23 protein-coding genes are annotated in these 23663 nt (G+C 69.8%); 12 read left to right on the top strand and 11 right to left on the bottom strand.

The window, feature by feature from the left end:
• Positions 1-3: 3 nt before the first annotated feature.
• Positions 4-1275 (top strand): RNA polymerase sigma factor, encoded by a 1272-nt coding sequence (locus tag NRF20_RS18555; RefSeq protein ID WP_398631318.1) that lies wholly within the window; start codon positions 4-6, stop codon positions 1273-1275.
• Between the two features lie 78 nt (positions 1276-1353).
• Here NRF20_RS18555 and NRF20_RS18550 read toward each other — a convergent pair whose 3' ends face one another.
• A complete protein-coding gene (locus tag NRF20_RS18550) occupies positions 1354-1974 on the bottom strand; it encodes a class I SAM-dependent methyltransferase (protein ID WP_398631317.1) in 621 nt (206 codons plus the stop codon).
• A gap of 101 nt (positions 1975-2075) precedes the next feature.
• Here NRF20_RS18550 and NRF20_RS18545 point away from each other — a divergent pair, with 101 nt between their 5' ends.
• Together NRF20_RS18545 and NRF20_RS18540 are read left to right on the top strand one after the other, a co-directional pair.
• On the top strand, positions 2076-2741 hold the full coding sequence (locus NRF20_RS18545) for a hypothetical protein (RefSeq protein ID WP_398631316.1): 666 nt from the start codon (positions 2076-2078) through the stop codon (positions 2739-2741).
• A gap of 53 nt (positions 2742-2794) precedes the next feature.
• A complete protein-coding gene (locus NRF20_RS18540) occupies positions 2795-3160 on the top strand; it encodes a hypothetical protein (RefSeq protein WP_398631315.1) in 366 nt (121 codons plus the stop codon).
• A gap of 16 nt (positions 3161-3176) precedes the next feature.
• Here NRF20_RS18540 and NRF20_RS18535 read toward each other — a convergent pair whose 3' ends face one another.
• Entirely contained in the window at positions 3177-4349 is a 1173-nt protein-coding gene (locus tag NRF20_RS18535; protein ID WP_413754578.1) for a THUMP-like domain-containing protein, read from the bottom strand.
• 156 nt (positions 4350-4505) lie between these two features.
• Here NRF20_RS18535 and NRF20_RS18530 point away from each other — a divergent pair, with 156 nt between their 5' ends.
• Positions 4506-5531: a polysaccharide deacetylase family protein gene (locus NRF20_RS18530; RefSeq protein WP_413752930.1), complete on the top strand. Its 1026-nt coding sequence runs from the start codon at positions 4506-4508 to the stop codon at positions 5529-5531.
• 214 nt (positions 5532-5745) lie between these two features.
• On the opposite strand, the gene NRF20_RS18525 is transcribed toward NRF20_RS18530, so the two are convergent.
• Positions 5746-6135 (bottom strand): DUF6234 family protein, encoded by a 390-nt coding sequence (locus NRF20_RS18525; RefSeq protein WP_398631312.1) that lies wholly within the window; start codon positions 6133-6135, stop codon positions 5746-5748.
• Between the two features lie 418 nt (positions 6136-6553).
• On the opposite strand from NRF20_RS18525, the gene groES reads away from it, so the two are divergent.
• On the top strand, positions 6554-6862 hold the full coding sequence (gene groES, locus NRF20_RS18520; RefSeq protein ID WP_093540722.1) for a co-chaperone GroES: 309 nt from the start codon (positions 6554-6556) through the stop codon (positions 6860-6862).
• 99 nt (positions 6863-6961) lie between these two features.
• On the top strand, positions 6962-8587 hold the full coding sequence (gene groL, locus NRF20_RS18515) for a chaperonin GroEL (RefSeq protein ID WP_398631311.1): 1626 nt from the start codon (positions 6962-6964) through the stop codon (positions 8585-8587).
• A gap of 154 nt (positions 8588-8741) precedes the next feature.
• Here groL and NRF20_RS18510 read toward each other — a convergent pair whose 3' ends face one another.
• The 5 genes from NRF20_RS18510 to NRF20_RS18490 all read right to left on the bottom strand — a co-directional run bounded on the left by NRF20_RS18510 (position 8742) and on the right by NRF20_RS18490 (position 14182).
• Positions 8742-9770 (bottom strand): hydroxyacid dehydrogenase, encoded by a 1029-nt coding sequence (locus tag NRF20_RS18510; RefSeq protein WP_413752929.1) that lies wholly within the window; start codon positions 9768-9770, stop codon positions 8742-8744.
• A gap of 35 nt (positions 9771-9805) precedes the next feature.
• Positions 9806-10660, bottom strand: coding sequence for a carbohydrate ABC transporter permease (locus tag NRF20_RS18505; protein ID WP_093893467.1), 855 nt, complete (start codon positions 10658-10660; stop codon positions 9806-9808).
• Complete coding sequence (locus tag NRF20_RS18500; protein WP_266358671.1) at positions 10657-11550, bottom strand: carbohydrate ABC transporter permease; 894 nt, start codon at positions 11548-11550, stop codon at positions 10657-10659. Before NRF20_RS18500 ends, NRF20_RS18505 begins: the two co-directional genes overlap by 4 nt.
• Positions 11550-12878 carry an ABC transporter substrate-binding protein gene (locus tag NRF20_RS18495; protein WP_266358670.1) on the bottom strand — a complete coding sequence of 443 codons (1329 nt, stop codon included), beginning with the start codon at positions 12876-12878 and terminating at the stop codon, positions 11550-11552. The genes NRF20_RS18500 and NRF20_RS18495 overlap by 1 nt, the downstream gene beginning before the upstream one ends.
• Before the next feature lie 215 nt (positions 12879-13093).
• A complete protein-coding gene (locus NRF20_RS18490; RefSeq protein WP_398631309.1) occupies positions 13094-14182 on the bottom strand; it encodes a substrate-binding domain-containing protein in 1089 nt (362 codons plus the stop codon).
• 198 nt (positions 14183-14380) lie between these two features.
• On the opposite strand from NRF20_RS18490, the gene NRF20_RS18485 reads away from it, so the two are divergent.
• The gene (locus tag NRF20_RS18485) at positions 14381-15940 is read left to right on the top strand and encodes a right-handed parallel beta-helix repeat-containing protein (RefSeq protein ID WP_398631308.1); all 1560 of its coding nucleotides are present in this window, start codon (positions 14381-14383) and stop codon (positions 15938-15940) included.
• Between the two features lie 5 nt (positions 15941-15945).
• Here NRF20_RS18485 and NRF20_RS18480 read toward each other — a convergent pair whose 3' ends face one another.
• Together NRF20_RS18480 and NRF20_RS18475 are read right to left on the bottom strand one after the other, a co-directional pair.
• Positions 15946-16719: an SDR family NAD(P)-dependent oxidoreductase gene (locus tag NRF20_RS18480; RefSeq protein ID WP_413752928.1), complete on the bottom strand. Its 774-nt coding sequence runs from the start codon at positions 16717-16719 to the stop codon at positions 15946-15948.
• A 35-nt stretch (positions 16720-16754) separates the two neighbouring features.
• Positions 16755-17429 (bottom strand): MOSC domain-containing protein, encoded by a 675-nt coding sequence (locus NRF20_RS18475; protein WP_413754577.1) that lies wholly within the window; start codon positions 17427-17429, stop codon positions 16755-16757.
• A 90-nt stretch (positions 17430-17519) separates the two neighbouring features.
• Between NRF20_RS18475 and NRF20_RS18470 the strand changes: the two genes are divergently transcribed.
• On the top strand, positions 17520-18410 hold the full coding sequence (locus NRF20_RS18470; RefSeq protein WP_398631306.1) for a LysR family transcriptional regulator: 891 nt from the start codon (positions 17520-17522) through the stop codon (positions 18408-18410).
• 87 nt (positions 18411-18497) lie between these two features.
• Here NRF20_RS18470 and NRF20_RS18465 read toward each other — a convergent pair whose 3' ends face one another.
• Positions 18498-18833, bottom strand: a complete 336-nt coding sequence (locus NRF20_RS18465) for a WhiB family transcriptional regulator (protein ID WP_093893461.1) — start codon at positions 18831-18833, stop codon at positions 18498-18500.
• A 413-nt stretch (positions 18834-19246) separates the two neighbouring features.
• Here NRF20_RS18465 and NRF20_RS18460 point away from each other — a divergent pair, with 413 nt between their 5' ends.
• The 4 genes from NRF20_RS18460 to NRF20_RS18445 all read left to right on the top strand — a co-directional run bounded on the left by NRF20_RS18460 (position 19247) and on the right by NRF20_RS18445 (position 23592).
• Positions 19247-19858 carry a response regulator transcription factor gene (locus tag NRF20_RS18460; RefSeq protein ID WP_003948568.1) on the top strand — a complete coding sequence of 204 codons (612 nt, stop codon included), beginning with the start codon at positions 19247-19249 and terminating at the stop codon, positions 19856-19858.
• A 297-nt stretch (positions 19859-20155) separates the two neighbouring features.
• Positions 20156-20731: a sigma-70 family RNA polymerase sigma factor gene (locus NRF20_RS18455; RefSeq protein WP_266365316.1), complete on the top strand. Its 576-nt coding sequence runs from the start codon at positions 20156-20158 to the stop codon at positions 20729-20731.
• Positions 20732-20859: 128 nt separating this feature from the next.
• Positions 20860-22362, top strand: coding sequence for an IMP dehydrogenase (guaB, locus tag NRF20_RS18450; protein ID WP_093893460.1), 1503 nt, complete (start codon positions 20860-20862; stop codon positions 22360-22362).
• Between the two features lie 105 nt (positions 22363-22467).
• Positions 22468-23592, top strand: coding sequence for a GuaB3 family IMP dehydrogenase-related protein (locus NRF20_RS18445; protein WP_072486665.1), 1125 nt, complete (start codon positions 22468-22470; stop codon positions 23590-23592).
• Positions 23593-23663 lie beyond the last annotated feature (71 nt).

Here is a 23663-nt window from a genome sequence, read left to right as displayed (position 1 = left end):
TGAGTGACCGTGACAGCAGCAAGTGCGAGGACGGCGGTCGAAGCGGTCTTCAGGATCGAGTCCGCGCGGATCATCGCAGGTGTCACCCGCATCGTGCGGGACGTGGGCATCGCCGAGGAACTCGCGCAGGACGCCCTGGTGGCCGCGCTGGAACAGTGGCCGGAGTCAGGTGTCCCGGACCGGCCGGGCGCCTGGCTCATGGCCACCGCCAGACACCGCGCGATCGATCTCGTACGCCGCAAGGAGACGTACGCGCGCAAGCTGGCCGAGGTCGGGCGGGCCCTGGAGGACGTGCCGCCGCCCGAACCCGCCGAAGCGGACGACATCGACGACGACCTGCTCCGGCTGATCTTCACCGCCTGCCATCCGGTGCTCTCCACCGCGGCCCGGATCGCCCTCACCCTGCGGCTGCTCGGCGGGCTCACCACCGATGAGATCGCCCGTGCGTCCCTGGCCCCCGAACCGACCGTCGCCCAGCGCATCGTCCGGGCGAAACGGACCCTGGGCCGGGAGGGCGTCCCCTTCGAGGTGCCCTACGGACCAGAGCGCGCCGCCCGCCTCGATTCCGTGCTCGAAGTCATCTACCTGATCTTCAACGAGGGGTATGCGGCGACCGCGGGCGACGACTGGCTGCGCCCGGCGCTGTGCGAGGACGCGCTGCGGCTGGCCCGGGTGCTCGCGGGCCTGATGGAGCAGGAGTCCGAGGTTCACGGCCTGGTCGCGCTGCTGGAACTCCAGGCCTCGCGCACCGCCGCGAGGACCGGGCCGGACGGTGCGCCGGTGCTGCTCGCCGACCAGAACCGGGCCCGCTGGGACCACCTGCTGATCCGGCGTGGTGTCGCGGCCCTGGAGCGGGCCGTGGCCGCGACCGAGGAGGGCGCCGGTCTCGGCCCGTACGCCCTGCAGGCCGCGATCGCCGCGTGCCACGCCCGGGCGGTGACGTACGAGGACACGGACTGGGCGACCATCGCCGCCCTCTACGACCGCCTCGCCGTGATCGCACCGTCCCCGGTCGTCGAGCTCAACCGGGCCGTGGCGGTCTCGATGGCGCAGGGCCCGGCGGCCGGTCTCGCCCTGGTCGACGCGCTGGCCGACGACCCGGCGCTCAAGGACTACCACCTGCTGCCCAGCGTCCGCGGCGATCTGCTGGCCAGGACGGGCCGTACGGACGAGGCGCGGGCGGAGTTCGTACGGGCGGCCGGACTGACCCGGAACGAACGGGAACGCGCGATGCTCCTGGACCGCGCGGCACTTCAGGACCGCACCGACCGATGAGTTCCGGGCGCCGGACAAGTCCACCCTGCAGAGGCTTCGGCACCATCCGACTCCGCCCCGCCCCCGGCACCGGCCCCCTCAGGGCGCGGCGACGCCCATCGAGTCGGCACCCATCGGCCTCGGCGCGCCCTTCTCGTAGAACACGTCCAGGTCGACGATCGTGAACCCCGCGGCCGTCAGCATCCCGGCGATCGGCCGGGTCAGACGGCACCCGGCGAAGAGCCGCCGCTCCAGCGGATCGAGGCGGCGCTGCCAGCGGCGTACGTTCTCGTCCTCCTCCGGCGCCAGCCCGTGCTCCAGGAAGTGCAGGGTCGCGCCGGGCTTGAGGACCCGCCGCACCTCGCGCAGCGCCGCATCGGCGTCGGGGATGGTGCACAGCGTCCACGTGGACAGGGCGCCGTCGAACGTGTCGTCCTCGAACGGCAGGTACCGGCTGTCCAGACAGGCACGCCGCACCGGGGTGTGCCCCGCGTCGATACGGTCATGGGCCAGCTTCCAGCCGAGATCGGACGGCTCGACCGCGGCCACGTCGGTGACGGCATCCGGGTAGAACGGAACGTTGTGCCCGGAACCGAACCCGATCTCGATGATCTCGCCGTACAGGCCTTCGCAGACCCGGCGCCGCAGCGGCTCGACCGACTTCATTCCGCCGACGGCATCGGCGATCCGGGGCACGATCCGCTCGACATAGAACCCCATCGCGAACCTCCGTGTGTCCCTTCCCAGCATGGCACTCCGGCGGCCCCGACGCACTGTGCCCGCCCGCAGGGGGAGGAGGCCCGGTCGGTAGGGTCGGGTCCATGTTCAGCCCTGCACAACTTCCGCCGCCCCCACCGCCCGTGGAGATACGTGCCTGGCCCGACCGTGAGGCGCTGCTCGCCGACCGGGCCGTGGTGCTCGGGGAGTTGGTGAAGATGCATGTCTCACCGGGGCGGCTGGCGGTGCTGTGGCTGTGGGGAGCGCTCTGTGCGGTGGGCTGGTCGCTGGTGGGCTCGGCGATCGTCACGTTCGAGCAGTCGTACGACATCTTCAGCACCGTGCTCGGTGTGATCCTCGTCGGCATGGGCGCCTGCTGCATGGTGCCCGCGATCATCCTTGTCGTCATCGGTCTGCGCCGCGATCGCCACATCCGCCTACTGCTCGCCGCCTGGGGCGAGTTGGACCGCGACCCGGCACGCGATGCGCGGTTGCGGATGCCGGGCGTCAGCCTGGTCTGGCTGCTGATGTCCTTCGCGCTGTGCGCACTCGGGCTGTACGCGTGCATCGTCGTCCCGGCGACCGCCGAAGCGGGCCGGGGGGCCTACGGCCTGGTCGCCCTGGCCATGGGACTCGGGATGACCGGTTGGATCGTCGGACTGATCGGCATCACCAAGGCGTTCGCCCACCGCCGTTGGGTGCTGCGGGTACTGATCGGGGCCACCGCTCCGGAGCCGCTGTTCTCCGTCGGGGGTGGCGCGCACCGCTGACCCCGGACCTATCCTGACCGGATACATGAGTCACGCAGGGGGAGGAGTGCCACATGGAGTGGTACTGGTGGGTGCTCATCATCTTCTGGACGGGCGGCTTCGGATGGGCCGTCGACAACGTTCGTACCACGCTGCGCAACCGGCACACCCGCAAGCTGGAGCTGCTGGAGGCGGCCAAGCAGGAGCGGCTGGCCGTCGAAGCGGCCCACAGGCCGCCGGAGCCGGTCTGTGGCTGCACGCACCATCTCGCCAAGCACGACAAGCAGGGCAAGTGCCATGAGCGGGTCGAGGTGCCGACCGCCTGGGACGAGTCCAAGAAGCCGGTCCGATTCGAGTCGGGGCAGTGCAACTGCCAGCAGTACGTGGGTCCTCAGCCGCTCTCGCAGGTGTACGCCGAGGACCTGACCGACCTGGCCTGATGGCCGCCCCCGGCGGTCAGGCGGGTCCGCTCAGGGGGTGGCCGAGCAGCATCGTCGGGGCTCCGGCCACCCGGGTGAGGAAGACCGTCGCGGCGTTCGGTCCCTGGAGCCTCATCCTGCGGCGCAGTTCCTCCGGTTCGACGGCCGAGCCGCGCTTCTTCACCGTCAGGACGCCGACCTTCCGCTCCCGCAGCAGCGCCTTGAGCTTCTTCATGTTGAACGGCAGCCGGTCGGTGATCTCGTACCCGGCGGTGTACGGGGAGTCGTACGGCTGGTCGCTCGTGACGTACGCGATGGTCTCGTCGACCAGCCGCCCGTCGCACCGCGCCACGATGTCGGCGACCAGATGGGCGCGGATGACGGCGCCGTCCGGCTCGTAAAGATAGCGGCCGACCGGGCCGACGGGCGGGGCGGGCAGCGGGGCGCCGGACCACAGGGTGGCGCGGGCGGGAAGCACGGTGGCGCGGTAGGAGCCGGCCGTGAAGCCCTCGCCGAACCAGAGCACCGCCTCCTTCACATCGCCGCCGTCCGAGATCCACTCGGCCTCCGCCTGCGCCGGGATCGCCTCGTGCGGGATGCCGGGGGCGATCTTCAGCGCGGCACGGGGCGCCCCGAGCGCGGCGCCGGTCGCCCAGGAGAGCGGCGGTGAGTATGCCTCGGGGTCGAAGATCCTGCCCCTGCCGCCGCGCCGGGCCGGGTCGACGAAGACCGCGTCGTAGGGCGAGGTGTCGATCTCGGTGACATCGGCGCACCGCACCTCGATCAGCCCGTCCAGGCCGAGTGCGGCGGCGTTGGCGCGGGCCACCTCGGCGGTCAGCGGGTCGCGGTCCACTGCGAGTACGGAGATGCCCGCCCGTGCGAGCGCGATCGCGTCGCCGCCGATCCCGCAGCAGAGATCGGCGACGCTCCGCACTCCGCCCGCCGCCACGAAGCGCTGTGCGCGATGGGTGGCCACCGACGTACGCGTCGCCTGCTCGACGCCGTTCGGTGTGAAGAACATCCGGTACGCGTCCTCGGCACCGAATTTCGCCACCGCCCGCTGCCGCAGCCGCGCCTGCCCCAGCGCCGCTGAAACCAGCGAGGCCGGGTGGGTGCGGCGCAGCCGGGTGGCGGTGGCGAGCTCCTGGGCGGGGTCGTACGACCGCAGCCCGTCCAGGAGCGCCGCGCCCTCGGGGGTGCGCAGGGCCATGAAGGCGGCGAGGGGGTCGGACGGGTCGGGGGCGTCGGACGGGTCGTTCGGGGCGAAGGCGTTCACGCGCCCATTGTGAGCCAGCCGGGTTGACCGGCGGGTCCGGTGGCGGTGTCGGGCCGAGGCGCCCCTCACGTGCTGGCAGGATGCGACGCCATGCAACTTGTACGACAAAAGGAAAAATTAACCATGAAAAGGAGCGGATCGGGCAAGCCTGAACCGGGGGGCGGGCGGGGCTCCGGCAGGCATCGGCCGGCCTGCGCGGCCCTGGCCGCACTCCTGGTCGCCGCGGTCTGCTCCGGCTGCGCCTCCCAGGCCGGCGGCCGGTCCGGCGGCGGTGACGGGCGCCGGGCCCGGCCTGCCGCCGGACCGCCGGGCCTTCCCGGACCGGGGGCGGGCCCCGGACAGCTTGCCGGCCAGGGCGGCGCACCCGCCGGGCTCCGTGAGAACGCGAGGTTCAGCCCGGCCGTACGGGCGGCCCTCGCCAAGAAGTGGGGGCTGGGCAGGCCACCGCTGATCGCACCCCCGCCGCCCGCCGTGAAGCCGCACATCACCACCCGCGAGGGGTTCGAGGTCAACGGCGGCGACGACTCGCTGCCGCCGGTCTTCACCACCGTCCCGACCAAGGACCGGGTCGTCTTCCTGACGATGGACGACGGTGCCGAGAAGGATCCCGAACTGCTGCAGATGATGGACGAGCTGGACATCCCGTACAGCGCGTTCCTCAGCGACTACCTGGTGCGCGACAGCTACGGGTACTTCCTGGAGATGCAGCGGCTGGGTGTCGGCCTCAACAACCACACGCTCAACCACCCCTACCTGCCCGGACTTTCGTACAGCGAGCAGAAGAGCGAGATCTGCGACCAGCAGGCCGTCATCGAGGAGCAGTACGGGCAGCGGCCCACCCTCTTTCGCCCGCCGTACGGCAACTACAACGCGGACACGCTCCGCATCGCGAAGTCCTGCGGCATCAAGGCCGTACCGCTCTGGAACGCGGAGGCGTTCCCGGACCACATGAAGTGGCGCGAGGCGGACCAGGACCTGCACCCCGGCGACATCATCCTCACGCACTTCCAGGGCCGGAAGGGCTGGGGCGGCAGCATGGCCGACATGGTCCGGGCGGTCATGAAGACCATCACGGACAAGGGGTACGCCGTGGCCCGGCTGGAGGACTACGTATGAGAAGGGCGCATCGGCTGCTCGCCGGGCTGCTGACCGCCGGTGCGCTCCTGGCCGCAACCGCCGGGTGCGCACAGTCGGTGGACCCGATCGAACGGCTGGGCCGCAAGGCCGCACAGAAGGTGACCCGCCCGAAGCCGGCCCCCGCGGCGGGCCCGCAGGCGCATCCGCACGGCGATCACGGGGCCCCGGGGTCGCTGGTCGTCATCGCCTGCCCTCAGCCGCCGGAGTCCAGGCACTCGCGGGTGTCGCCACGGCTGAAGCACTGGTGGCCGGACCGGCCGGGACCGTACGGAGGAGCGGAGGCCGGCGCCGGGTGCGAGCGGCGGTAGTCCTCGTGCCCGATCAGTGCCGCCACGACGCACAGCAGGAGCACGGCCAGGACCTGGGCCACACCCGCCCAGGGCCGGTTCGCGCGGATCAGCACCACGGTGAACGGGCAGATCACCGCGGCGATGCCGACGAGGACGAGGACGGGCGCCCAGCCCATCGGCGGCGGCTCCGTCGGCTCCTGGCAGCCGGGGTCCCACCGCGAGAAGGCCGGGCAGTGGGCGGCGGCCGCGCAGATCAGTCCCTCCAGGGCCACCAGCAGCAGGCCCGGCAGCACGTCGAGTCAGCCGTTCACGGGGCGCGAGGAGTCCTGCGCGGCCGAGGGGCGATGCGGGAGCGGGTTCGACGGCTGGTACGGAGGTTCGAGCATGAACCACGGTCGTACGGAACGGTGCGGTCCGTCCCCGCGTTGTCCCTATGTTGTCCGGACCATTGCGTTGTCCGGACTGTCGCATGCGACAGGCGCCCCGTCGCGCCGTGTGCGGGCGGGTCCGCATGACGCCACGACTGGCTGAATTGGCACTCCGCTTGACCGAGTGCTAATCCCGGTCATAGTCTCGGTGCTGGCACTCACCACTGGAGAGTGCCAGCAGTACTGTGCGACTGGCAGGTCCGGCACCCGCGACGACGGATCCACCTGGTCGCCATCCAAAGACTCTTAACCCCGTGAGATCTCCGAAGGGGGAGACCGGATCGTGTCGACCGCCAGCACCAAGGTTGCGATCAAGCCGCTCGAGGACCGCATTGTGGTCCAGCCGCTCGACGCCGAGCAGACCACGGCCTCCGGCCTGGTCATTCCGGACACCGCCAAGGAGAAGCCCCAGGAGGGCGTCGTCCTGGCCGTGGGCCCGGGCCGCTTCGAGAACGGCGAGCGCCTTCCGCTCGACGTCAAGACCGGCGACGTCGTGCTGTACAGCAAGTACGGCGGCACCGAGGTGAAGTACAACGGCGAGGAGTACCTCGTCCTCTCGGCTCGCGACGTGCTCGCGATCATCGAGAAGTAATTCACCCACGTTTGCTTCTGTTCTGCGCCCCTGGCCCCCTGCGAATAACCAGCCGGGCGGTCGGGGGCGCAGTTCGTTTGAGAGGAATGCTCAGCTGCCATGGCGAAGATTCTGAAGTTCGACGAGGACGCCCGTCGCGCCCTTGAGCGCGGCGTCAACAAGCTTGCCGACACGGTCAAGGTGACGATCGGCCCCAAGGGCCGCAACGTCGTCATCGACAAGAAGTTCGGCGCTCCCACCATCACCAACGACGGTGTCACCATCGCGCGCGAGGTCGAGCTCGACGACCCGTACGAGAACCTCGGTGCCCAGCTGGTGAAGGAGGTGGCGACCAAGACCAACGACGTGGCGGGTGACGGTACGACCACCGCCACCGTGCTGGCCCAGGCGCTCGTCCGCGAGGGTCTGCGCAACGTGGCCGCGGGTGCTTCCCCGGCCGCCCTGAAGAAGGGCATCGACGCCGCGGTCAAGGCCGTGTCCGAGGAACTCCTCGCGACCGCCCGCCCGATCGACGACAAGACCGACATCGCCGCCGTGGCCGCGCTCTCCGCGCAGGACCCGCAGGTCGGCGAGCTCATCGCGGACGCGATGGACAAGGTCGGCAAGGACGGTGTCATCACCGTCGAGGAGTCCAACACCTTCGGTCTGGACCTCGACTTCACCGAGGGCATGGCCTTCGACAAGGGCTACCTGTCTCCGTACATGGTGACCGACCAGGAGCGTATGGAGGCCGTCCTCGACGACCCGTACATCCTGATCCACCAGGGCAAGATCGGCGCGATCCAGGAGCTGCTCCCGCTGCTGGAGAAGGTCATCCAGGCCGGTGGCTCCAAGCCGCTGCTGATCATCGCCGAGGACGTCGAGGGCGAGGCGCTGTCGACCCTCGTCGTCAACAAGATCCGTGGCACCTTCAACGCCGTCGCGGTGAAGGCCCCGGGCTTCGGTGACCGCCGCAAGGCCATGCTCGGCGACATCGCCACCCTCACCGGTGCGACCGTCATCGCCGAGGAGGTCGGCCTCAAGCTCGACCAGGCCGGTCTGGACGTGCTGGGCACCGCCCGCCGCGTCACCGTCTCCAAGGACGACACGACGATCGTGGACGGCGGCGGCGAGCCCGGCGACGTCAAGGGCCGGGTCAACCAGATCAAGGCCGAGATCGACGCCACGGACTCCGACTGGGACCGCGAGAAGCTCCAGGAGCGCCTCGCGAAGCTGGCCGGCGGCGTGTGCGTGATCCGTGTCGGTGCCGCCACCGAGGTGGAGCTCAAGGAGAAGAAGCACCGTCTGGAGGACGCCATCTCCGCGACCCGCGCCGCGGTCGAGGAGGGCATCGTCTCCGGTGGTGGCTCCGCTCTGGTCCACGCCGTCAAGGTTCTTGAGGGCAACCTCGGCAAGACCGGCGACGAGGCCACCGGTGTCGCGGTCGTGCGCCGCGCCGCCGTCGAGCCGCTGCGCTGGATCGCCGAGAACGCGGGCCTCGAGGGTTACGTCATCACCTCGAAGGTTGCCGACCTCGACAAGGGCCAGGGCTTCAACGCCGCGACCGGCGAGTACGGCGACCTGGTGAAGGCCGGCGTCATCGACCCGGTCAAGGTCACCCGCTCCGCGCTGGAGAACGCCGCGTCCATCGCGTCGCTGCTGCTCACGACCGAGACGCTCGTCGTCGAGAAGCCGGCCGAGGAAGAGGCCGAGGCCGGTCACGGCGGCCACGGCCACTCGCACTAGCGTGTAGCTCTGCTCAGCCACTGAGGCCCGGTACCCCGACGAGGGGTACCGGGCCTCGGCACGTGCGGCCGAATCGAGCACGCCCGCCCGGTGTTCGAGGGCATCTTTCAGCCCGTCCGGTGATTGAGGACCGGGCGCCGGGGCGGAGCCCGCGTCACGCCGAGCGCGGCAGCGCCCCCGCCCGGACCGGGTCCGCGAAGGGCAGGCCGGCCGCGAACCGCTCCATCTCGTCCAGCGCCTGGTCGGCCATCCGGTGCAGCTCATCGCCCAGCGAACCCGCGACATGCGGAGTGAGCAGCACATTCGGAAGGTCGTACAACGGCGAGTGCGCAGGCGGAAGTTCGGGCTCCGTCACATCCAGCACCGCGTGCAGCCGGCCGGTGGTCAGCTCGTGCAGCAGCGCCTCCTCGTCGATCAGCGATCCCCGCGCCGTGTTGATCAGCGTCGCCCCGGTCGCCATGGCCGACAACTGCGCGGCGCCGATCATGTGGTGCGTCTCCGGGAGCTGCGGCGCGTGCACCGATACGACCGAGCTGCTCGCGCACAGCTCGTCGAGCGAGGTGAGCCGTACACCGAGCCGCGCCGCCTCCGGACCGTCCACGTACGGGTCGTACAGCAGGACGTCCAGGTCGAAGGGGCGCAGCAGCTCGATCACGCGCCGGCCGATGCGGGAGGCGCCGACGATGCCGACCGTACGGCGGTAGTTGCCGGAGCCGTCGAGCTCCGCGAGCCAGTCGTGGTCGGCGCGCAGGGCGCGATAGCGATGCGCGGAGTGCAGGATGCGCTTGCCGGCGAAGAGGATCGCGGCGAGAGTGAACTCGGCGACCGGCAGTGCGTTGGCCCCGGCCGCCGAGGTGACGGCGATCCCGCGCTCCCAGCAGGCGTCCGTGATGTGGTGCTTCACGGAACCGGCCGCGTGCACCACGGCCCGCAGCCGGGGTGCGGTCGCCAGCACCTCGGCGGTGAGCGGCGTCGCACCCCAGCAGGTGAACAGCACCTCGGCATCGGCGAGCGCGGCGGCCACCTCGGGCGTCGGGTCGGCCAGGTCGTGGGCGACGAGGTGCGGATCGGTACGGGTGAGGGTGGCCAGCCGGGTGCGGTGGCGGTCGGCGAGGAGGCGTCCGGCGATGCCGGGGCCCATCGCGAGGAGGGCCGTCGGCCGGTTGTCAGTGGCGTGGGGCATGGTGGAACTCGTACTCCTCAGGTCTCGCGTGAGAGTCACTTGACGCTGCCGGCGGTCAGACCGGCCTTCCAGTGCCGCTGCAGCGAGACGAAGGCGACGATCAGGGGGATGACGGCGAGGAGGGAGCCGGTGACGACGAGCGGATAGAAGCTCGGCTCGCCGTGGGTGTTGGTGTTCCAGGAGTACAGACCGAGGCTCAGCGGGAAGAGCTTGCGGTCCGAGAGCATCACGAGGGGGAGGAAGAAGTTGTTCCAGATCGCGGTGAACTGGAAGAGGAAGACGGTCACGAAGCCCGGCATGACCATGCGCAGTCCGATGGACCAGAAGACGCGCAGCTCGCCGGCCCCGTCGATACGGGCGGCCTCCAGGGCCTCGTTCGGTATGTAGCCGGTGCTGAACACCCGGGCGAGATACACGCCGAACGGATTGACGAGCACCGGGATCAGCACGGACCAGTATGTGTTGACCAGGCCGGTCTTGGAGGCCAGGAGATACATCGGCAGCGCGAGTGCGGTGGTGGGGACGAGCACGCCCATCAGCACGAGGCCGAACAGCTTCTCCTTGCCCCGGAATTCGTACTTGTCGAAGGCGTACCCCGCGGCGACACAGATCAGCGAACAGACGATCGCCCCGCCGCCCGCGTAGAAGAGGCTGTTGAGGTACCAGCGGAAGTAGATGCCGTCGCCGTAGGAGGCCAGGTTCGACAGATTCTCGCCGAGGTTGAAGCCCTCGAAGGAGAAGGCGTTGCCCGCGAGCAGACCGCCGGTGTCCTTCGTGGCGGCGGTGACCAGCCAGACGAGGGGGAAGAGCATGTAGACGACGGCGAGCAGAAGGAAACCGTTGACCGCGGTCTTCGACATCCAGCGGCCGCGGGAGGCGGGGGAGTTCATGCTTTCTTGCCCTTCCGGCCGGTGAAGCGGGTGACGACGAAGGACAGCAGCGCGGCCGTGAGCGCCAGCAGGATGGAGGCGGCCGCGGCGAGACCGTAGTCGTTGCGTTCGAAGGCCGCGGTGTACGCGTACATGTTCGGCGTCCAGGTGGAGGAGACGGCGGAACCGGTCCCCTTGTTGAGGATCAGCGGTTCGGTGAACAGCTGGAGCGAGCCGATGACCGTGAACAGCGCGACCATCACGACCGAGGCGCGGATCAGCGGGACCTTGATGCTGAGTGCGACGCGCCAGGCGCCGGCCCCGTCGACCGTGGCCGCTTCGAGTACGGAGCGGTCGATCGCCTGCAACGCGGCATAGAAGATCACCATGTTGTAGCCGAGCCACTCCCACAGGGCGATGTTGACGACGGAGGGGAGGGCGCCCTCGGGCGAGAAGAAGTCGAAGCCGATTCCGCCGGACTCCATGGCGCTGACCACCGGGCTGAGCTGGGGTGTGTAGAGGTAGACCCAGATCAGCGCGGCGATGATGCCGGGCACGGCATGCGGCAGGAAGAGCGCGAGCTGGAAGAACCGGCGGGCGCGGGCCAGTGCGGAGTCCAGCAGCAGGGCGAGGGCGAGGGCCCCGATGAGCAGCAGCGGAATGTAGAACAGGCAGTATCCGAGGAGTACGCCGAAACCCTCGCGGAACGCCCGGTCGCCCAGGGCCGCCGTGTAGTTGTCGAGTCCGCTGAAGACGGTCTCGGTGCCGCCGAAGCCCAGGCCGGACTGTTTCTCGGTGAACAGGCTGAGCCAGACCGCGTATCCGATCGGCAGCACCATGGCCACGGTGAACAGTACGAAGAAGGGCCCCAGCAGGATGGCGGCGGCTCTGGTCGTCCGGGCGCGCTTCATCAGCCTGCGTCCTCGACCTTCAGACCGCGCTTCTTCAGCTCGGCGACCGTGGCGTCGTGCCCGGCCTTCACCGCGTCCTTGATGGTGGTGCCGCCGCTGGCCACCTTGCCGAACTGGTCCTTGATGGTGGTGTTCGTCGTGCCGGTCGTCGGGCCCCAGTTCCAGTCGGGGCCGATGGACGTCGCGGCGTCCTCGAACACCTGGTAGATGTCCTCGCCACCGTAGAAGTCCGCGTCGAAGGCCTTCTTCGCCACCGGGCGCAGCGCCGCCGCGGCCGGGAAGGCGCTCGAGGTGCCGGACTCGATCCGGGCCTTGATGCCTTCCTCGGTGGTCGACATCCAGGTGGCGAACTCGACCGCGGCCTCGGCCTTCTTGCTGGTCTTCGTCACCGCGAAGGTGGAGCCGCCGAGCATGCCGCTGGCCGGCTTGCCGTCCCAGCTGGGCATCGGGGCGACGGCCCACTTGCCGCTCTGCTCGGGCAGCGTGCCCTTGAGGACGCCCGCGCCCCAGGCGGCGCCGAGGTAGCCGACGGTGCCGCCGTTCTTCAGGGAGTTGGTCCACTCGGGGCTGAACGAGGCGTTGGCGCGGATCAGGTCGTCGTCGAGCAGGCCCTGCCAGTAGTCGGCGACCTTGTTGGTGGCCGCGTCGGCCGTGCTGACCTTCCAGGTGTCGCCCTCGGGCTTGTACCACTGGGCGCCGGCCTGCCAGGCCATCGCCTGGAACGTGGTCGGGTCATCGGGGAAGAAGGTGCCGATACGGGCCTTCTTGTCGGCCTTCTTGATCTTCTCGGCGGCCTTGCGGAACTCGTCCCAGGTCTTGGGGACCTCGACGCCGTACTTCTCGAACAGGTCCTTGCGGTAGTAGAAGGACTGCGGCGAGGCGTCGAACGGGACGGCCCAGTTCTTGCCGCCGAGCGTCGTCAGCTCGACCGCCTGCGGCAGCAGCTTCTTCTTGATGTCGTCGGTGAAGTACTGGCCGATGTCCTGGAGCGCGCCCTGACTGACGTACTCCGGAAGCTGTGGGTACTCGATGGAGACCAGGTCGGGGGCGTTGCCCGCCTTCACCGCGTTGGAGATCTTGGCGTAGCCGCCCGCGTTGCCGGACGGGATCTCCTCGTACACCACCTTGATGTTCTTGTGCGAGGCGTTGAACGCGTCAACGACCTCCTTGGACCCCTTGGCCCAGCCCCAGAAGGTGATGCTGACGGGCTTGCCGTCGCTTCCGGCGGCGGCACTGTCGTCGCCGCTGCCGCCACAGGCCGTGAGAACGGCGAGGGCGGTGGCGGCGCCGACTACGGCGAGGGACGTTCTGCTCGAACTGCGGCTCACAGCGAGGCTCCTGAACAGGCGACGACATTGGCGTTGGCCGTGATCCTTGGACCAGCCGTGACCGAAGTCAAGAGCGAAAGAGCGATTGATCGAAAAAAGATCAAATAAGTTATGTACGGAAGCGTACGGAATGCCCTGCGGGAGGGGGTCGCGAGGCCGCGAGCACGCCTGCTTCAAGCGGGCTTCAAGGCCCACTTCATCGCCTGCTCCATCGCCTACGAGAGGGGTGCTCCGCACGAGTTCCGGACCCGCAGCTGCGGGAGCAGCGTCAGATGACGCCGGGGCGTGTCCGCGCCCTGGCCGAGCCGCTCCACCAGCAGTTCCGTCGCATGACGGCCCACTTCGCGCTTGGGTGGTGCCACCGCCGTGAGCGGGGTGTCCGCGAGGGCCGCCACCTCGTCGTCGTACGCGATCAGCGCCAGATCGTCCGGCACCCGTACGCCCAGCTCGGCCAGGCGCTGCACCACCTGGATCGCGTCCACGTCGTTGTGGATCAGCGCCGCCGTCGCCACCCCCGAGCGGACCGCCTCACGCAGCGCCTGCACGGCCTGTTCGAACGCGTCCGGGGCGAGTTCGGCCGGTACGGAATCGATCACGTCCTGCGGTGCGCGCAGCCCGAGCACGGCCAGGGCCTCCTCGTACCCGGACCGCACCGCGACGGCGGTCGGGGAGTCCGCCCGGGCCATCAGCAGCGGCGCCCCGTGCCCGAGATCCACCAGGTGGCGTACGGCGAGCAGTACCCCGTGCGCATGGTCCGAGCAGACCCGGTCCAGGCCGTCCAGCGGAGAGCCCGCGCTGGGCCTGCGCTCCAGCAGGACGGTCGGCACGGGCAGCGAGGCGATCCAGCCGCCGAACGCGGCGGGGTCGCCGGGGTGCTGCCAGCCCGGCGCGACCAGCAGCCCCTCGGCGCCCGCGGAGAGCAGGCCCTCGGTGCGGGCGTGGTCCTCCTGCGGCCGGTAGTCGGAGATCCGCAGGATCAGCCGGGCACCTGCCCTGGCTGCGGCCTCGTGAGCCCCACGGATGACCTCGGCGAAGTAGTACGTCGACGAGGGCGCGAGCATGCCGAGGACCAGGCCGGTGCCGGTGCCGCCGGCCCCCGCGGCGGCGGGGGCGGCGTCCTGCGGCCAGGACACCGAGCCGTGGACGCGGTCGAGCAGGCCCCGGCCTGCCAGCTCCTCCACGTCCCGGCGCACCGTGACGGGCGATACCCCCAGCTGCGAGGCCAGATCCGAGACGCGGGCCGAGCCCCGTTCCCGTACCAGCCCCAGCAGGCGGTCATGGCGTTCAGCAGCACTTTCGCGCACGGCAGCAGTCCCCTCGCAGTGTGTGGCCCGGCCCCCGGTCCGGCCGGTGCCGGGGCCGTTGTCCGACCCTAGACCAACGTGATCGAACGATGGGAGTTTCGATCATTCAAATGCAATCCGTTGACGTTCGATCAATCCGAGTCCAGGATTCCGGCGATGCCGACTCGTCCCGTCCCTGACTGTTCGTACGGAGGAATTGTGAGACATCGCGTCACTGCTGCGACGCTCGCGGCCCTGACGGCCGCCGCCGGTCTGACTGTCGCCGGCCAGAGCGCCGCACAGGCCGCACCCACCGGCCGTACCTTCCACGTCGACTGCACAGCCGCCCCGGCCGGCGCCACCGGCAGCAAGCAGCACCCCTGGACCACGCTCGCCGAGGCCAACGCGCACACCTACGGCCCCGGCGACCGGCTGCTCTTCAAACGCGGCGCCACCTGCACCGGCACCCTCGCCCCCAAGGGCACCGGCTCCGCCCGCGCACCGTTCACCATCGCCGACTACGGCGAGGGCCCGGCCCGCGCCAAGCTGGACGGCGCGGGCGCCCACGATGTCGTGCTGCTCTCCAACATGCAGTACGTGCACCTCAAGTCCCTGGAGATCACCAACGCCGACAACCCCGGCAGCGAGCGCAACGGCGTCCGCCTCCGCCTCACCGACTACGGCACCGCCCGCGGCTTCGCCATCTCCGGCCTCTACATCCACGATGTGCGCGGCGGCGACTACAAGACGGTGTCCGGCTCCAGCGCGATCCACATCGCGGTCGAGGGCAAGGCTAAGGCGAGCCGGTACGACGGCCTGGACATCGGGCACAACCGCATCGAGGACGTCGACCGCGAGGGCATCTACTTCAAATCGACCTTCTCCAAGCGTGATCTGGTCGGCCAGCAGCAGGACCCGAACGTCTACCCGGGGGAGTGGACGCCGAGCACCGGAGTCCGCATCCACCACAACACGCTGAAGTCCCTGGCCGGCGACGGCATGAAGCTCGACACCACCAGCGGTGCCCGCGTCGACCACAACCGGGTCGACGGCTTCCAGTTGCGCTCGCCCTCCGCCAACGCGGGCATCTGGACCTTCAACACCGACGACACGACCGTCGAGTACAACGAGGTCTCGGGCGGCGGCAACACCCACGACGGAATGTCCTTCGACGCCGACGGTGCCTCGCAGAACACGGTCTTCCAGTACAACTACAGCCACGACAACAAGGGCGGCTTCCTGCTGATCTGCCCGTACAGCGGCGCCAAGACCATCGGCACGGTCGCCCGCTACAACGTCAGCCGCAACGACGGCGCCCGCCTGATCCAGAACTGCTGGGGCCCGATCCTCGGCACGGAGATCTACAACAACACCTTCCACAACAAGGAGCAGATCCCCGGCTACCTCGTCCAGGACGACGCCGGCAGCCCCGCCACCACCCAGCACGAACTGTCCATCCGGAACAACATCTTCGTGAGCGAGGGCACCGGCGGCTACGCCTTCAAGAACCCGACGCCCGGGCTCTCGTTCGACCACAACGCCTTCTACGGCATCGACATGACCCGCCCCGACCCCGGCGGCATCACGGCCGATCCGAAGCTCCGGCCCGACTTCCGGCTCGGTGCGGGCTCTCCCGCCCTCGCCGCCGGAGCCGTCATCGAGAACAACGGCGGCAAGGACTACTTCGGCAACGAGCTGAAGCCCGGCGCCCCCAACATCGGCGCCTACGCGGGCCGCGGGCTGAGGTATCAGCCCATTCGGCAACCGCCCACCCGGTAACCCACTCACTGAGGCCCGTACTTGCGGCCTGTCTTGGAGGTGACCCCTCCGAGCAGGCCGCGCGGCGTCACCTTCACGAGCCCCATCAACGCCTTGTACCGCGGGTCCGGGATCGAGACCGACTTACCGCGTGCCAGGTCCGCCAGGGCCGTCGCCACCAGCTTGTCCGCGTCGAGCCACATCCAGCCCGGGATGTTGCCGGTCCCCATTCCGGCCCGCTCGTGGAACTCGGTCCGTACGAAGCCGGGGCACAGCGCCATCAGCCGCACCCCCGAACCGGCCAGGTCCTTCGCCGCGCCCTGGGTGAACTGCACGACCCAGGCCTTGGACGCGCCGTACGTCCCGCGCGGCACGAACGCCGCCACCGAGGCCACATTGACGACCCCGCCCCGGCCGCGCTCCCGCATCCCGGCCGCGGCCGCAGAGGTCAGCCGCAGCACCGCCTCGCAGTGCACCTTCAGCATGTTCAGTTCATCGGCCATGGGCACATCCAGATAGCGGCCCTTGTTGCCGAACCCGGCATTGTTGACCAGCAGGTCGACCGACTGGTGACGGTCCGTCAACCGGGACTCGACCGCGGCGATCCCCTTGTCCTCGGACAGGTCGGCCGTCAGTACCTCGGCCTCGATGCCGTGCCGGTCGTGCAGTTCGGTCGCCTGCTCGCGCAGCCGCTCGGTGTTGCGCGCCACCAGCACCAGGTTGTGCCCATCGGCCGCGAGCCGCCGCGCGAATGCGGCTCCGATCCCTGCGGTCGCGCCCGTAATCAGTGCAGTCGTCATACGCGGCACGTTAGTGCCTGTCCGGCACGCCGCGATCAGTCGTCCGCCGCCTCCTTCTCCACGTACTTCAGAGCGGCACGCAGCGCCTCGGGATGCAGCGCGTCCCGCGCCGGGAGCAGCCTCGGGAGCAGCTCCCGGCGCGTCATCGAGGCCAGGAAGGCCAGCTCCACGGTGACGTCGTGGTCCGGCCGGTGCACGATCTCGACCGGGTCCCCGGAGCGGATCTCGCCCGGCTCGATCACCCGCAGGTAGGCACCCGGGGCAGCCGCCTGTGTGAACCGCTTGACCCAGCGCTTCTCGTCGACATGGCCGGCGAACGTACGGCAGGGAATCCGGCTCGACGTGACCTCCAGGACCAGGTCGCGGCCGATCCGCCAGCGCTCGCCGATCTTCGCGCCGCTCACGTCCAGACCGCTGGTCGTCAGGTTCTCGCCGAACGTGCCATTGGCCAGCGGGCGGCCGAGCTCCCGCTCCCAGGCGTCGAGTTCCTCGCGGGCGAATGCGTACACGGCCTGGTCGGAGCCGCCGTGATGGCGCAGATCGCACACCGTGTCCCCGGCCAGGCCGCTGCCGCCGGTGCCCTTGGGGCCGGGGTCGGTGACGCGTACGGGGCCGTCGGCAGGCTGCTTGTCGATCCCGGTCACGCCGCCGGGGGCGTCGGTGCAGTCGACGGCCTTGGGCCGTCCCACATTCACAGTCAGCAGCTTCATCGGCTTCATACGGAGAACGCTAACCACTCCACCCTCAAAGATGTGCGCCAACAACTCGCACGCAACCCAAGAATCGCTTATGGTTGAGTGGTGATCGAAGCCCGTCATCTCCGTGTCCTGCGCGCCGTGGCCACCACCGGCTCGTTCTCCGCCGCCGCCCGCGAACTGGGCTGCACCCAGCCGGCGGTCAGTCAGCAGATGAAGGCCCTGGAAGCCTCTGCGGGGACCACCCTGCTGATCCGTACGGGACGCGAGATGCGGCTCACCCAGGCGGGCGAGGCCCTCGTCCGGCACGCCTCCGGAATCCTCGCCGGGCTCACCGCCGCCGAGGAGGAGGTCGCCGCGATCGCCGGGCTGCGGGCCGGCCGGGTCCGGCTCGTCTCGTTCCCCAGTGGCAGTTCCACGCTGGTCCCCGGCGCCCTCGCGGCGCTGCGCGCGGCCCACCCCGGCACCCGGGTCTCCCTGGTCGAGGCCGAGCCGCCGCGCTCGGTCGAGATGCTGCGAGAGGGCGACTGCGACATCGCGCTGGCGTTCCGTTACGGCGCCTCCGGTGCGGAGTGGGACGACCTGGTCGTACGCCCGCTGCTCGCCGACCGGCTGATCGGCCTGGTCCCCGAGGGGCACCGGCTGGCCGGTTCGGCCGCCGTCGGCATCGCGGAGCTGGCCGACGAGTCGTGGATCGCGGGCTGCCCGCGCTGCCGTAGCCAACTGGTGGAAGTCTGCGAGGAGTCCGGCTTCACGCCCCGGATCGACTTCGCCACCGACGACTACCCGGCAGTGATCGGCCTGGTCGGCGCCGGTCTGGGGGTGGCCGTACTGCCGGAGCTGGCGATCGAGTCGGTACGCCCCAAGGGGGCCCGCACGGTGACGGTGGAGCCGGCCGTCGAGCGCGAGATCGTGGCCCTGACCCTGCCCGACCTGGCCCAGGTGCCGGCGGTGGCGGCCACCCTCGACCAGCTGTCCCTGGCGGCCGCCCGCTGAGCGGGGCCTGCCTGTGGCCCGGCCCCCCTCGGTGGCCGGGTGAAATGCGGAAACGTTTTTGTATTTGTTGTGCCGGGTGGGGTGGGATCAGCCGTGCCCCGACGGGGACGGAAGGCCCGACGGCGCCGCTGCCGCGATCAGCCGGTTGCGGGCCCGTCCCATGAGCTCCTCGCGTTCGTCCTCGGTCAGTCCGCCCCACACTCCGTAGGGCTCTCGCACCGCCAGTGCGTGTGCTGCGCACTCGGCACGTACCGGGCATCGCATACAGACCTCTTTCGCCGAGTTCTCGCGGGCGCTCCGTGCCGCCCCGCGTTCACCCTCCGGGTGGAAGAACAGCGAGCTGTCGACCCCGCGGCAGGCCGCCAACAGCTGCCAGTCCCACAGATCGGCGTTGGGTCCGGGAAGCCGGGAGAAATCTGCCATTGCTTGTCCCCTCGAAACCATGCTGAGTCGGAATCGTCGTTGTCGTCCGTTGTTGACCGTGCCCATGACATTTACATCTACGGTGTAAGTAGATGTAAATATGACTGATTGCGAATCTAGCCACAGACACCAGTAAAAGGGAAGAAAACCCGCCAAATAGGGCATACCTTCATGTGAAGTTTCCGTTGACGGTTGGATGATTCGCGCCGCTCTCCTCCGTGTGCGGGTCCTCACGTAGAGTGCCGAACCCGGCCGTCCGACCCGTAACTCTTTCGAGTGACCATCGTTGAGAGGGCGGAGGCGGTTGACAGAAAAAGCGATCGGGCAGATGTCCGAGAGCGTCAACCGCTCAGGTGACGACTTGTAACAGCCTGGAGGCTCAAGGTGACGCGCATCAGCTGCGGAGGACGGTCATGACATCCGTCCTCGTCTGCGACGACTCCCCGCTTGCCCGAGAAGCGCTCCGTCGCGCGGTCGCGACCGTGCCCGGCGTCGAGCGTGTGACGACGGCGGCCAACGGCGAGGAAGTCCTCCGCCGCTGGGGCGCCGACCGTTCGGATCTGATTCTGATGGACGTACGCATGCCCGGTCTGGGGGGTGTGGAGACGGTCCGGCGGCTGCTCTCCGCCGACCCCGGCGCCAGGATCATCATGCTGACCGTCGCCGAGGACCTGGACGGTGTCGCGCTCGCGGTCGCCGCCGGTGCCCGCGGCTATCTGCACAAGGACGCCTCCCGCGCGGAGCTGCGGGCCACCGTCACCCAGGCGCTGGCCGATCCGACGTGGCGGCTCGCCCCCCGCCGGCTGCGGTCGGCCGAGATGGGCGCGGCGCCGACGCTCACCGCGCGTGAGATCCAGGTGCTCGAAGGAATGAGCCACGGCCGCTCGAACGCCGAGATCGGCCGTGAGTTGTTCCTCTCTGAGGACACGGTGAAGACGCACGCCAGGCGTCTGTTCAAGAAGCTCGGCGCCTCGGACCGGGCGCACGCCGTCGCGCTCGGCTTCCGCTGGGGCCTGGTCCGCTGAGGGCCGGCCATGGCCGGCAGTCGATCGATTCCCCGTCCGCACACCGGCGGACGGGGCGATGTGACCGACGTGCGCGGGGAGGGCTCCACCCCGCCGGTGGCGCCCTCCGCGCCGGCGGTATGTGACGCTTCCCGGCCGATGCCGCATCCTTGAGATGTGGAGTTCCTCGGGAACGATTCGGTCGAGCGGAAGGGGAGGGCGCAGGACATGACTTCCGGCGCACCCGCTCATAACGCTTCGGTGCACAACTACGGACGCGGCGGCACGGATGACGCGGCTCCGGGGCACCATGGTCCGATGCGCGACGACGGGACGACGGTGATCGGTGCACTGGTGCACCGTGCTGTCGAGGGCGACGCGCAGGCCACCCATGATCTGCTGGCCCATGTCCACCCCCTCGCGCTGCGCTACTGCAGGTCCCGGCTGAACCGGCTGCCCGGTGATGCTCGCCACTTCGTGGAGGACCTGGCGCAGGAGGTCTGTGTCGCGGTGCTGATGGCGCTGCCGCGCTACAAGGACACCGGCAGACCCTTCGAAGCCTTTGTCTTCGCCATCGCGGGCCACAAGGTCGCCGATCTCCAGCGGGCCGCCATGCGGCACCCGGGATCGACGGCCGTGCCCTCCGACGAGATGCCCGAGCGGCCGGACGATTCGCTCGGGCCCGAGGAGCGCGCGCTGCTCAGCAGCGATGCGGCCTGGGCCAAGAAGCTTCTTGCCAACCTCCCGGACAACCAGCGTGAGCTGCTCGTTCTGCGGGTCGCGGTCGGCCTGACCGCCGAGGAGACCGGACAGATGCTGGGCATGTCTCCGGGTGCGGTCCGGGTCGCCCAGCACCGGGCGCTCAGCAGGCTGCGGGCCCTCGCGGAGCAGTGAGCCGGGCCCCGTCCAGGTTCCGTACGAAGCTACAGAACCTCTAGGTGATCTTGCTCGTGGAATGAGACACCCCCGGAGGCCGTTAGCATGGACATCCGCACCGATCAAGGCCATTTGGGGAAGGTGTCATGACTGCAAACGTCGACGGAGTGCCCGAGAAATTCGCGACGCTCGGGCTGACATACGACGACGTGCTGCTGCTGCCCGGCGCGTCCGACATGACGCCCGACCAGATCGACACCTCCTCGTACATCTCCAAGAACGTGCGGGTGAACATCCCGCTGCTCTCCGCTGCGATGGACAAGGTCACCGAGGCCCGCATGGCGATCGCCATGGCCCGGCAGGGCGGCGCCGGTGTGCTGCACCGCAACCTCTCCATCGCCGACCAGGCCAACCAGGTCGACCTGGTGAAGCGCTCCGAGTCCGGCATGGTCACCGACCCGATCACGGTGCACCCGGACGCGACGCTGCGCGACGCCGACGAGCTGTGTGCCAAGTTCCGCATCAGCGGTGTCCCGGTCACCGACGGCGCGGGCAAGCTGCTCGGCATCGTCACCAACCGTGACATGGCCTTCGAGTCGGACCGCACGCGCCAGGTGCGCGAGGTCATGACGCCGATGCCGCTGGTCACCGGCAAGGTCGGCATCTCCGGCGTGGACGCCATGGAGCTGCTGCGCCGCCACAAGATCGAGAAGCTTCCGCTGGTCGACGACGCGGGGGTCCTCAAGGGCCTCATCACCGTCAAGGACTTCGTCAAGGCCGAGCAGTACCCGAACGCCGCCAAGGACAAGGAAGGCCGGCTGCTGGTCGGCGCCGCCGTCGGTGTCGCGGGCGACGCGTACGAGCGGGCCCAGGCGCTCATCGAGGCGGGCGTCGACTTCATCGTCGTCGACACCGCCCACGGTCACTCCCGGCTGGTCGGCGACATGGTCGCCAAGATCAAGTCGAACTCCTCGGTCGACGTCATCGGCGGCAACATCGCCACCCGTGACGGCGCCCAGGCGCTGATCGACGCGGGCGTCGACGGCATCAAGGTCGGTGTCGGCCCCGGCTCCATCTGCACCACCCGCGTCGTCGCCGGCATCGGCGTCCCGCAGGTCACCGCGATCTACGAGGCCTCGCTCGCCGCCAAGGCGGCCGGTGTCCCGGTCATCGGCGACGGCGGCCTGCAGTACTCCGGCGACATCGCCAAGGCCCTGGTGGCCGGTGCGGACACCGTGATGCTCGGTTCGCTGCTGGCGGGCTGCGAGGAGTCTCCGGGCGAGCTGCTCTTCATCAACGGCAAGCAGTTCAAGTCGTACCGCGGCATGGGCTCCCTCGCCGCGATGCAGACCCGTGGCGACCGCAAGTCGTTCTCCAAGGACCGCTACTTCCAGGAGGGCGTCGCCTCCGACGAGAAGCTGGTCCCCGAGGGCATCGAGGGCCAGGTTCCCTACCGCGGCCCGCTCTCCGCGGTCGTCCACCAGCTCACCGGCGGTCTGCGCCAGTCGATGTTCTACGTCGGCGGACGCACCGTCCCGGAGCTCCAGGCCAACGGCCGGTTCGTCCGGATCACCTCGGCGGGTCTCAAGGAGAGCCACCCGCACGACATCCAGATGACGGTCGAGGCGCCGAACTACAGCAGGAAGTAACGCAACAGCGCAGCTGAGGGGCGGCCCGGGGTTCCCGGGACCGCCCCTCAGCCGTGTGTCGGGGATACTGGACAACGCAGACGTAGAGGGAAAGGCCACACCATCGTGACTGAGATCGAGATCGGGCGCGGCAAGCGCGGCCGCCGGGCGTACGCATTCGACGACATCGCCGTCGTTCCGAGCCGTCGTACCCGCGACCCGAAGGAGGTCTCGATCGCCTGGCAGATCGACGCCTACCGTTTCGAGCTGCCGTTCCTGGCGGCTCCCATGGACTCCGTGGTCTCCCCGCAGACCGCGATCCGCATCGGTGAGCTGGGCGGCCTCGGTGTCCTCAACCTCGAGGGCCTGTGGACCCGGCACGCCGACCCGCAGCCGCTGCTCGACGAGATCGCCGAGATGCCCGTGGAGTCGGCTACCCGCCGCCTCCAGGAGATCTACTCCGCTCCGATCCAGGAGGAGCTGATCGGGCAGCGCATCAAGGAGGTGCGCGACTCCGGTGTCGTCACCGCCGCCGCGCTCTCCCCGCAGCGCACCGCGCAGTTCTCCAAGGCCGTCGTCGACGCGGGTGTGGACATCTTCGTCATCCGCGGTACGACGGTCTCCGCCGAGCACGTCTCGGGTGCGGCCGAGCCGCTCAACCTCAAGCAGTTCATCTACGAGCTGGACGTCCCGGTGATCGTCGGCGGCTGCGCCACGTACACCGCCGCCCTGCACCTGATGCGTACCGGTGCGGCCGGTGTCCTCGTCGGCTTCGGCGGCGGCGCCGCGCACACCACGCGCAACGTCTTCGGTATCCAGGTCCCGATGGCGACCGCGGTCGCCGATGTGGCCGGTGCCCGGCGCGACTACATGGACGAGTCCGGTGGCCGGTACGTGCACGTGATCGCGGACGGCGGCGTCGGCTGGTCCGGCGACCTGCCGAAGGCCATCGCCTGCGGTGCGGACGCCGTGATGATGGGTTCCCCGCTGGCCCGTGCGACGGACGCGCCGGGCCGCGGCCGCCACTGGGGCATGGAGGCCGTCCACGAGGACGTGCCGCGCGGCAAGCTGGTGGACCTGGGCTCCGTCGGCACGACCGAGGAGGTCCTCACCGGTCCTTCGCACACCCCCGACGGTTCGATGAACATCTTCGGTGCGCTGCGCCGGGCGATGGCGACGACGGGGTACAGCGACCTCAAGGAGTTCCAGCGCGTCGAGGTGACGGTGGCGGACTCGCAGCACCGCCGCTGATCGCTCTCGGCAGCACGGAGGGAGGCCCGGACCGCAGGCGCGGTCCGGGCCTCCTCCCCTGTCCGGGCAGG

The organism is Streptomyces sp. R-74717, from assembly GCF_047305335.1.
Taxonomy (GTDB): domain Bacteria; phylum Actinomycetota; class Actinomycetes; order Streptomycetales; family Streptomycetaceae; genus Streptomyces; species Streptomyces atratus.
The sequence above is the reverse complement of the archived record's forward strand: the minus strand, read 5'-3'. Positions and strand labels throughout refer to the sequence as shown.

Bases quoted from the DNA above. Each gene is read 5' to 3' on its own strand.
- NRF20_RS18550 (WP_398631317.1), bottom strand. From the start codon at position 1,974: ATGGGGTTCTATGTCGAGCGGATCGTGCCCCGGATCGCCGATGCCGTC.
- NRF20_RS18545 (WP_398631316.1), top strand. From the start codon at position 2,076: ATGTTCAGCCCTGCACAACTTCCGCCGCCCCCACCGCCCGTGGAGATA.
- NRF20_RS18540 (WP_398631315.1), top strand. From the start codon at position 2,795: ATGGAGTGGTACTGGTGGGTGCTCATCATCTTCTGGACGGGCGGCTTC.
- NRF20_RS18535 (WP_413754578.1), bottom strand. From the start codon at position 4,349: ATGGCCCTGCGCACCCCCGAGGGCGCGGCGCTCCTGGACGGGCTGCGG.
- NRF20_RS18530 (WP_413752930.1), top strand. From the start codon at position 4,506: ATGCAACTTGTACGACAAAAGGAAAAATTAACCATGAAAAGGAGCGGA.
- groL (WP_398631311.1), top strand. From the start codon at position 6,962: ATGGCGAAGATTCTGAAGTTCGACGAGGACGCCCGTCGCGCCCTTGAG.
- NRF20_RS18510 (WP_413752929.1), bottom strand. From the start codon at position 9,770: ATGCCCCACGCCACTGACAACCGGCCGACGGCCCTCCTCGCGATGGGC.
- NRF20_RS18505 (WP_093893467.1), bottom strand. From the start codon at position 10,660: ATGAACTCCCCCGCCTCCCGCGGCCGCTGGATGTCGAAGACCGCGGTC.
- NRF20_RS18500 (WP_266358671.1), bottom strand. From the start codon at position 11,550: ATGAAGCGCGCCCGGACGACCAGAGCCGCCGCCATCCTGCTGGGGCCC.
- NRF20_RS18480 (WP_413752928.1), bottom strand. From the start codon at position 16,719: ATGACGACTGCACTGATTACGGGCGCGACCGCAGGGATCGGAGCCGCA.
- NRF20_RS18475 (WP_413754577.1), bottom strand. From the start codon at position 17,429: ATGAAGCTGCTGACTGTGAATGTGGGACGGCCCAAGGCCGTCGACTGC.
- NRF20_RS18465 (WP_093893461.1), bottom strand. From the start codon at position 18,833: ATGGCAGATTTCTCCCGGCTTCCCGGACCCAACGCCGATCTGTGGGAC.
- NRF20_RS18460 (WP_003948568.1), top strand. From the start codon at position 19,247: ATGACATCCGTCCTCGTCTGCGACGACTCCCCGCTTGCCCGAGAAGCG.
- NRF20_RS18455 (WP_266365316.1), top strand. From the start codon at position 20,156: ATGCGCGACGACGGGACGACGGTGATCGGTGCACTGGTGCACCGTGCT.
- guaB (WP_093893460.1), top strand. From the start codon at position 20,860: ATGACTGCAAACGTCGACGGAGTGCCCGAGAAATTCGCGACGCTCGGG.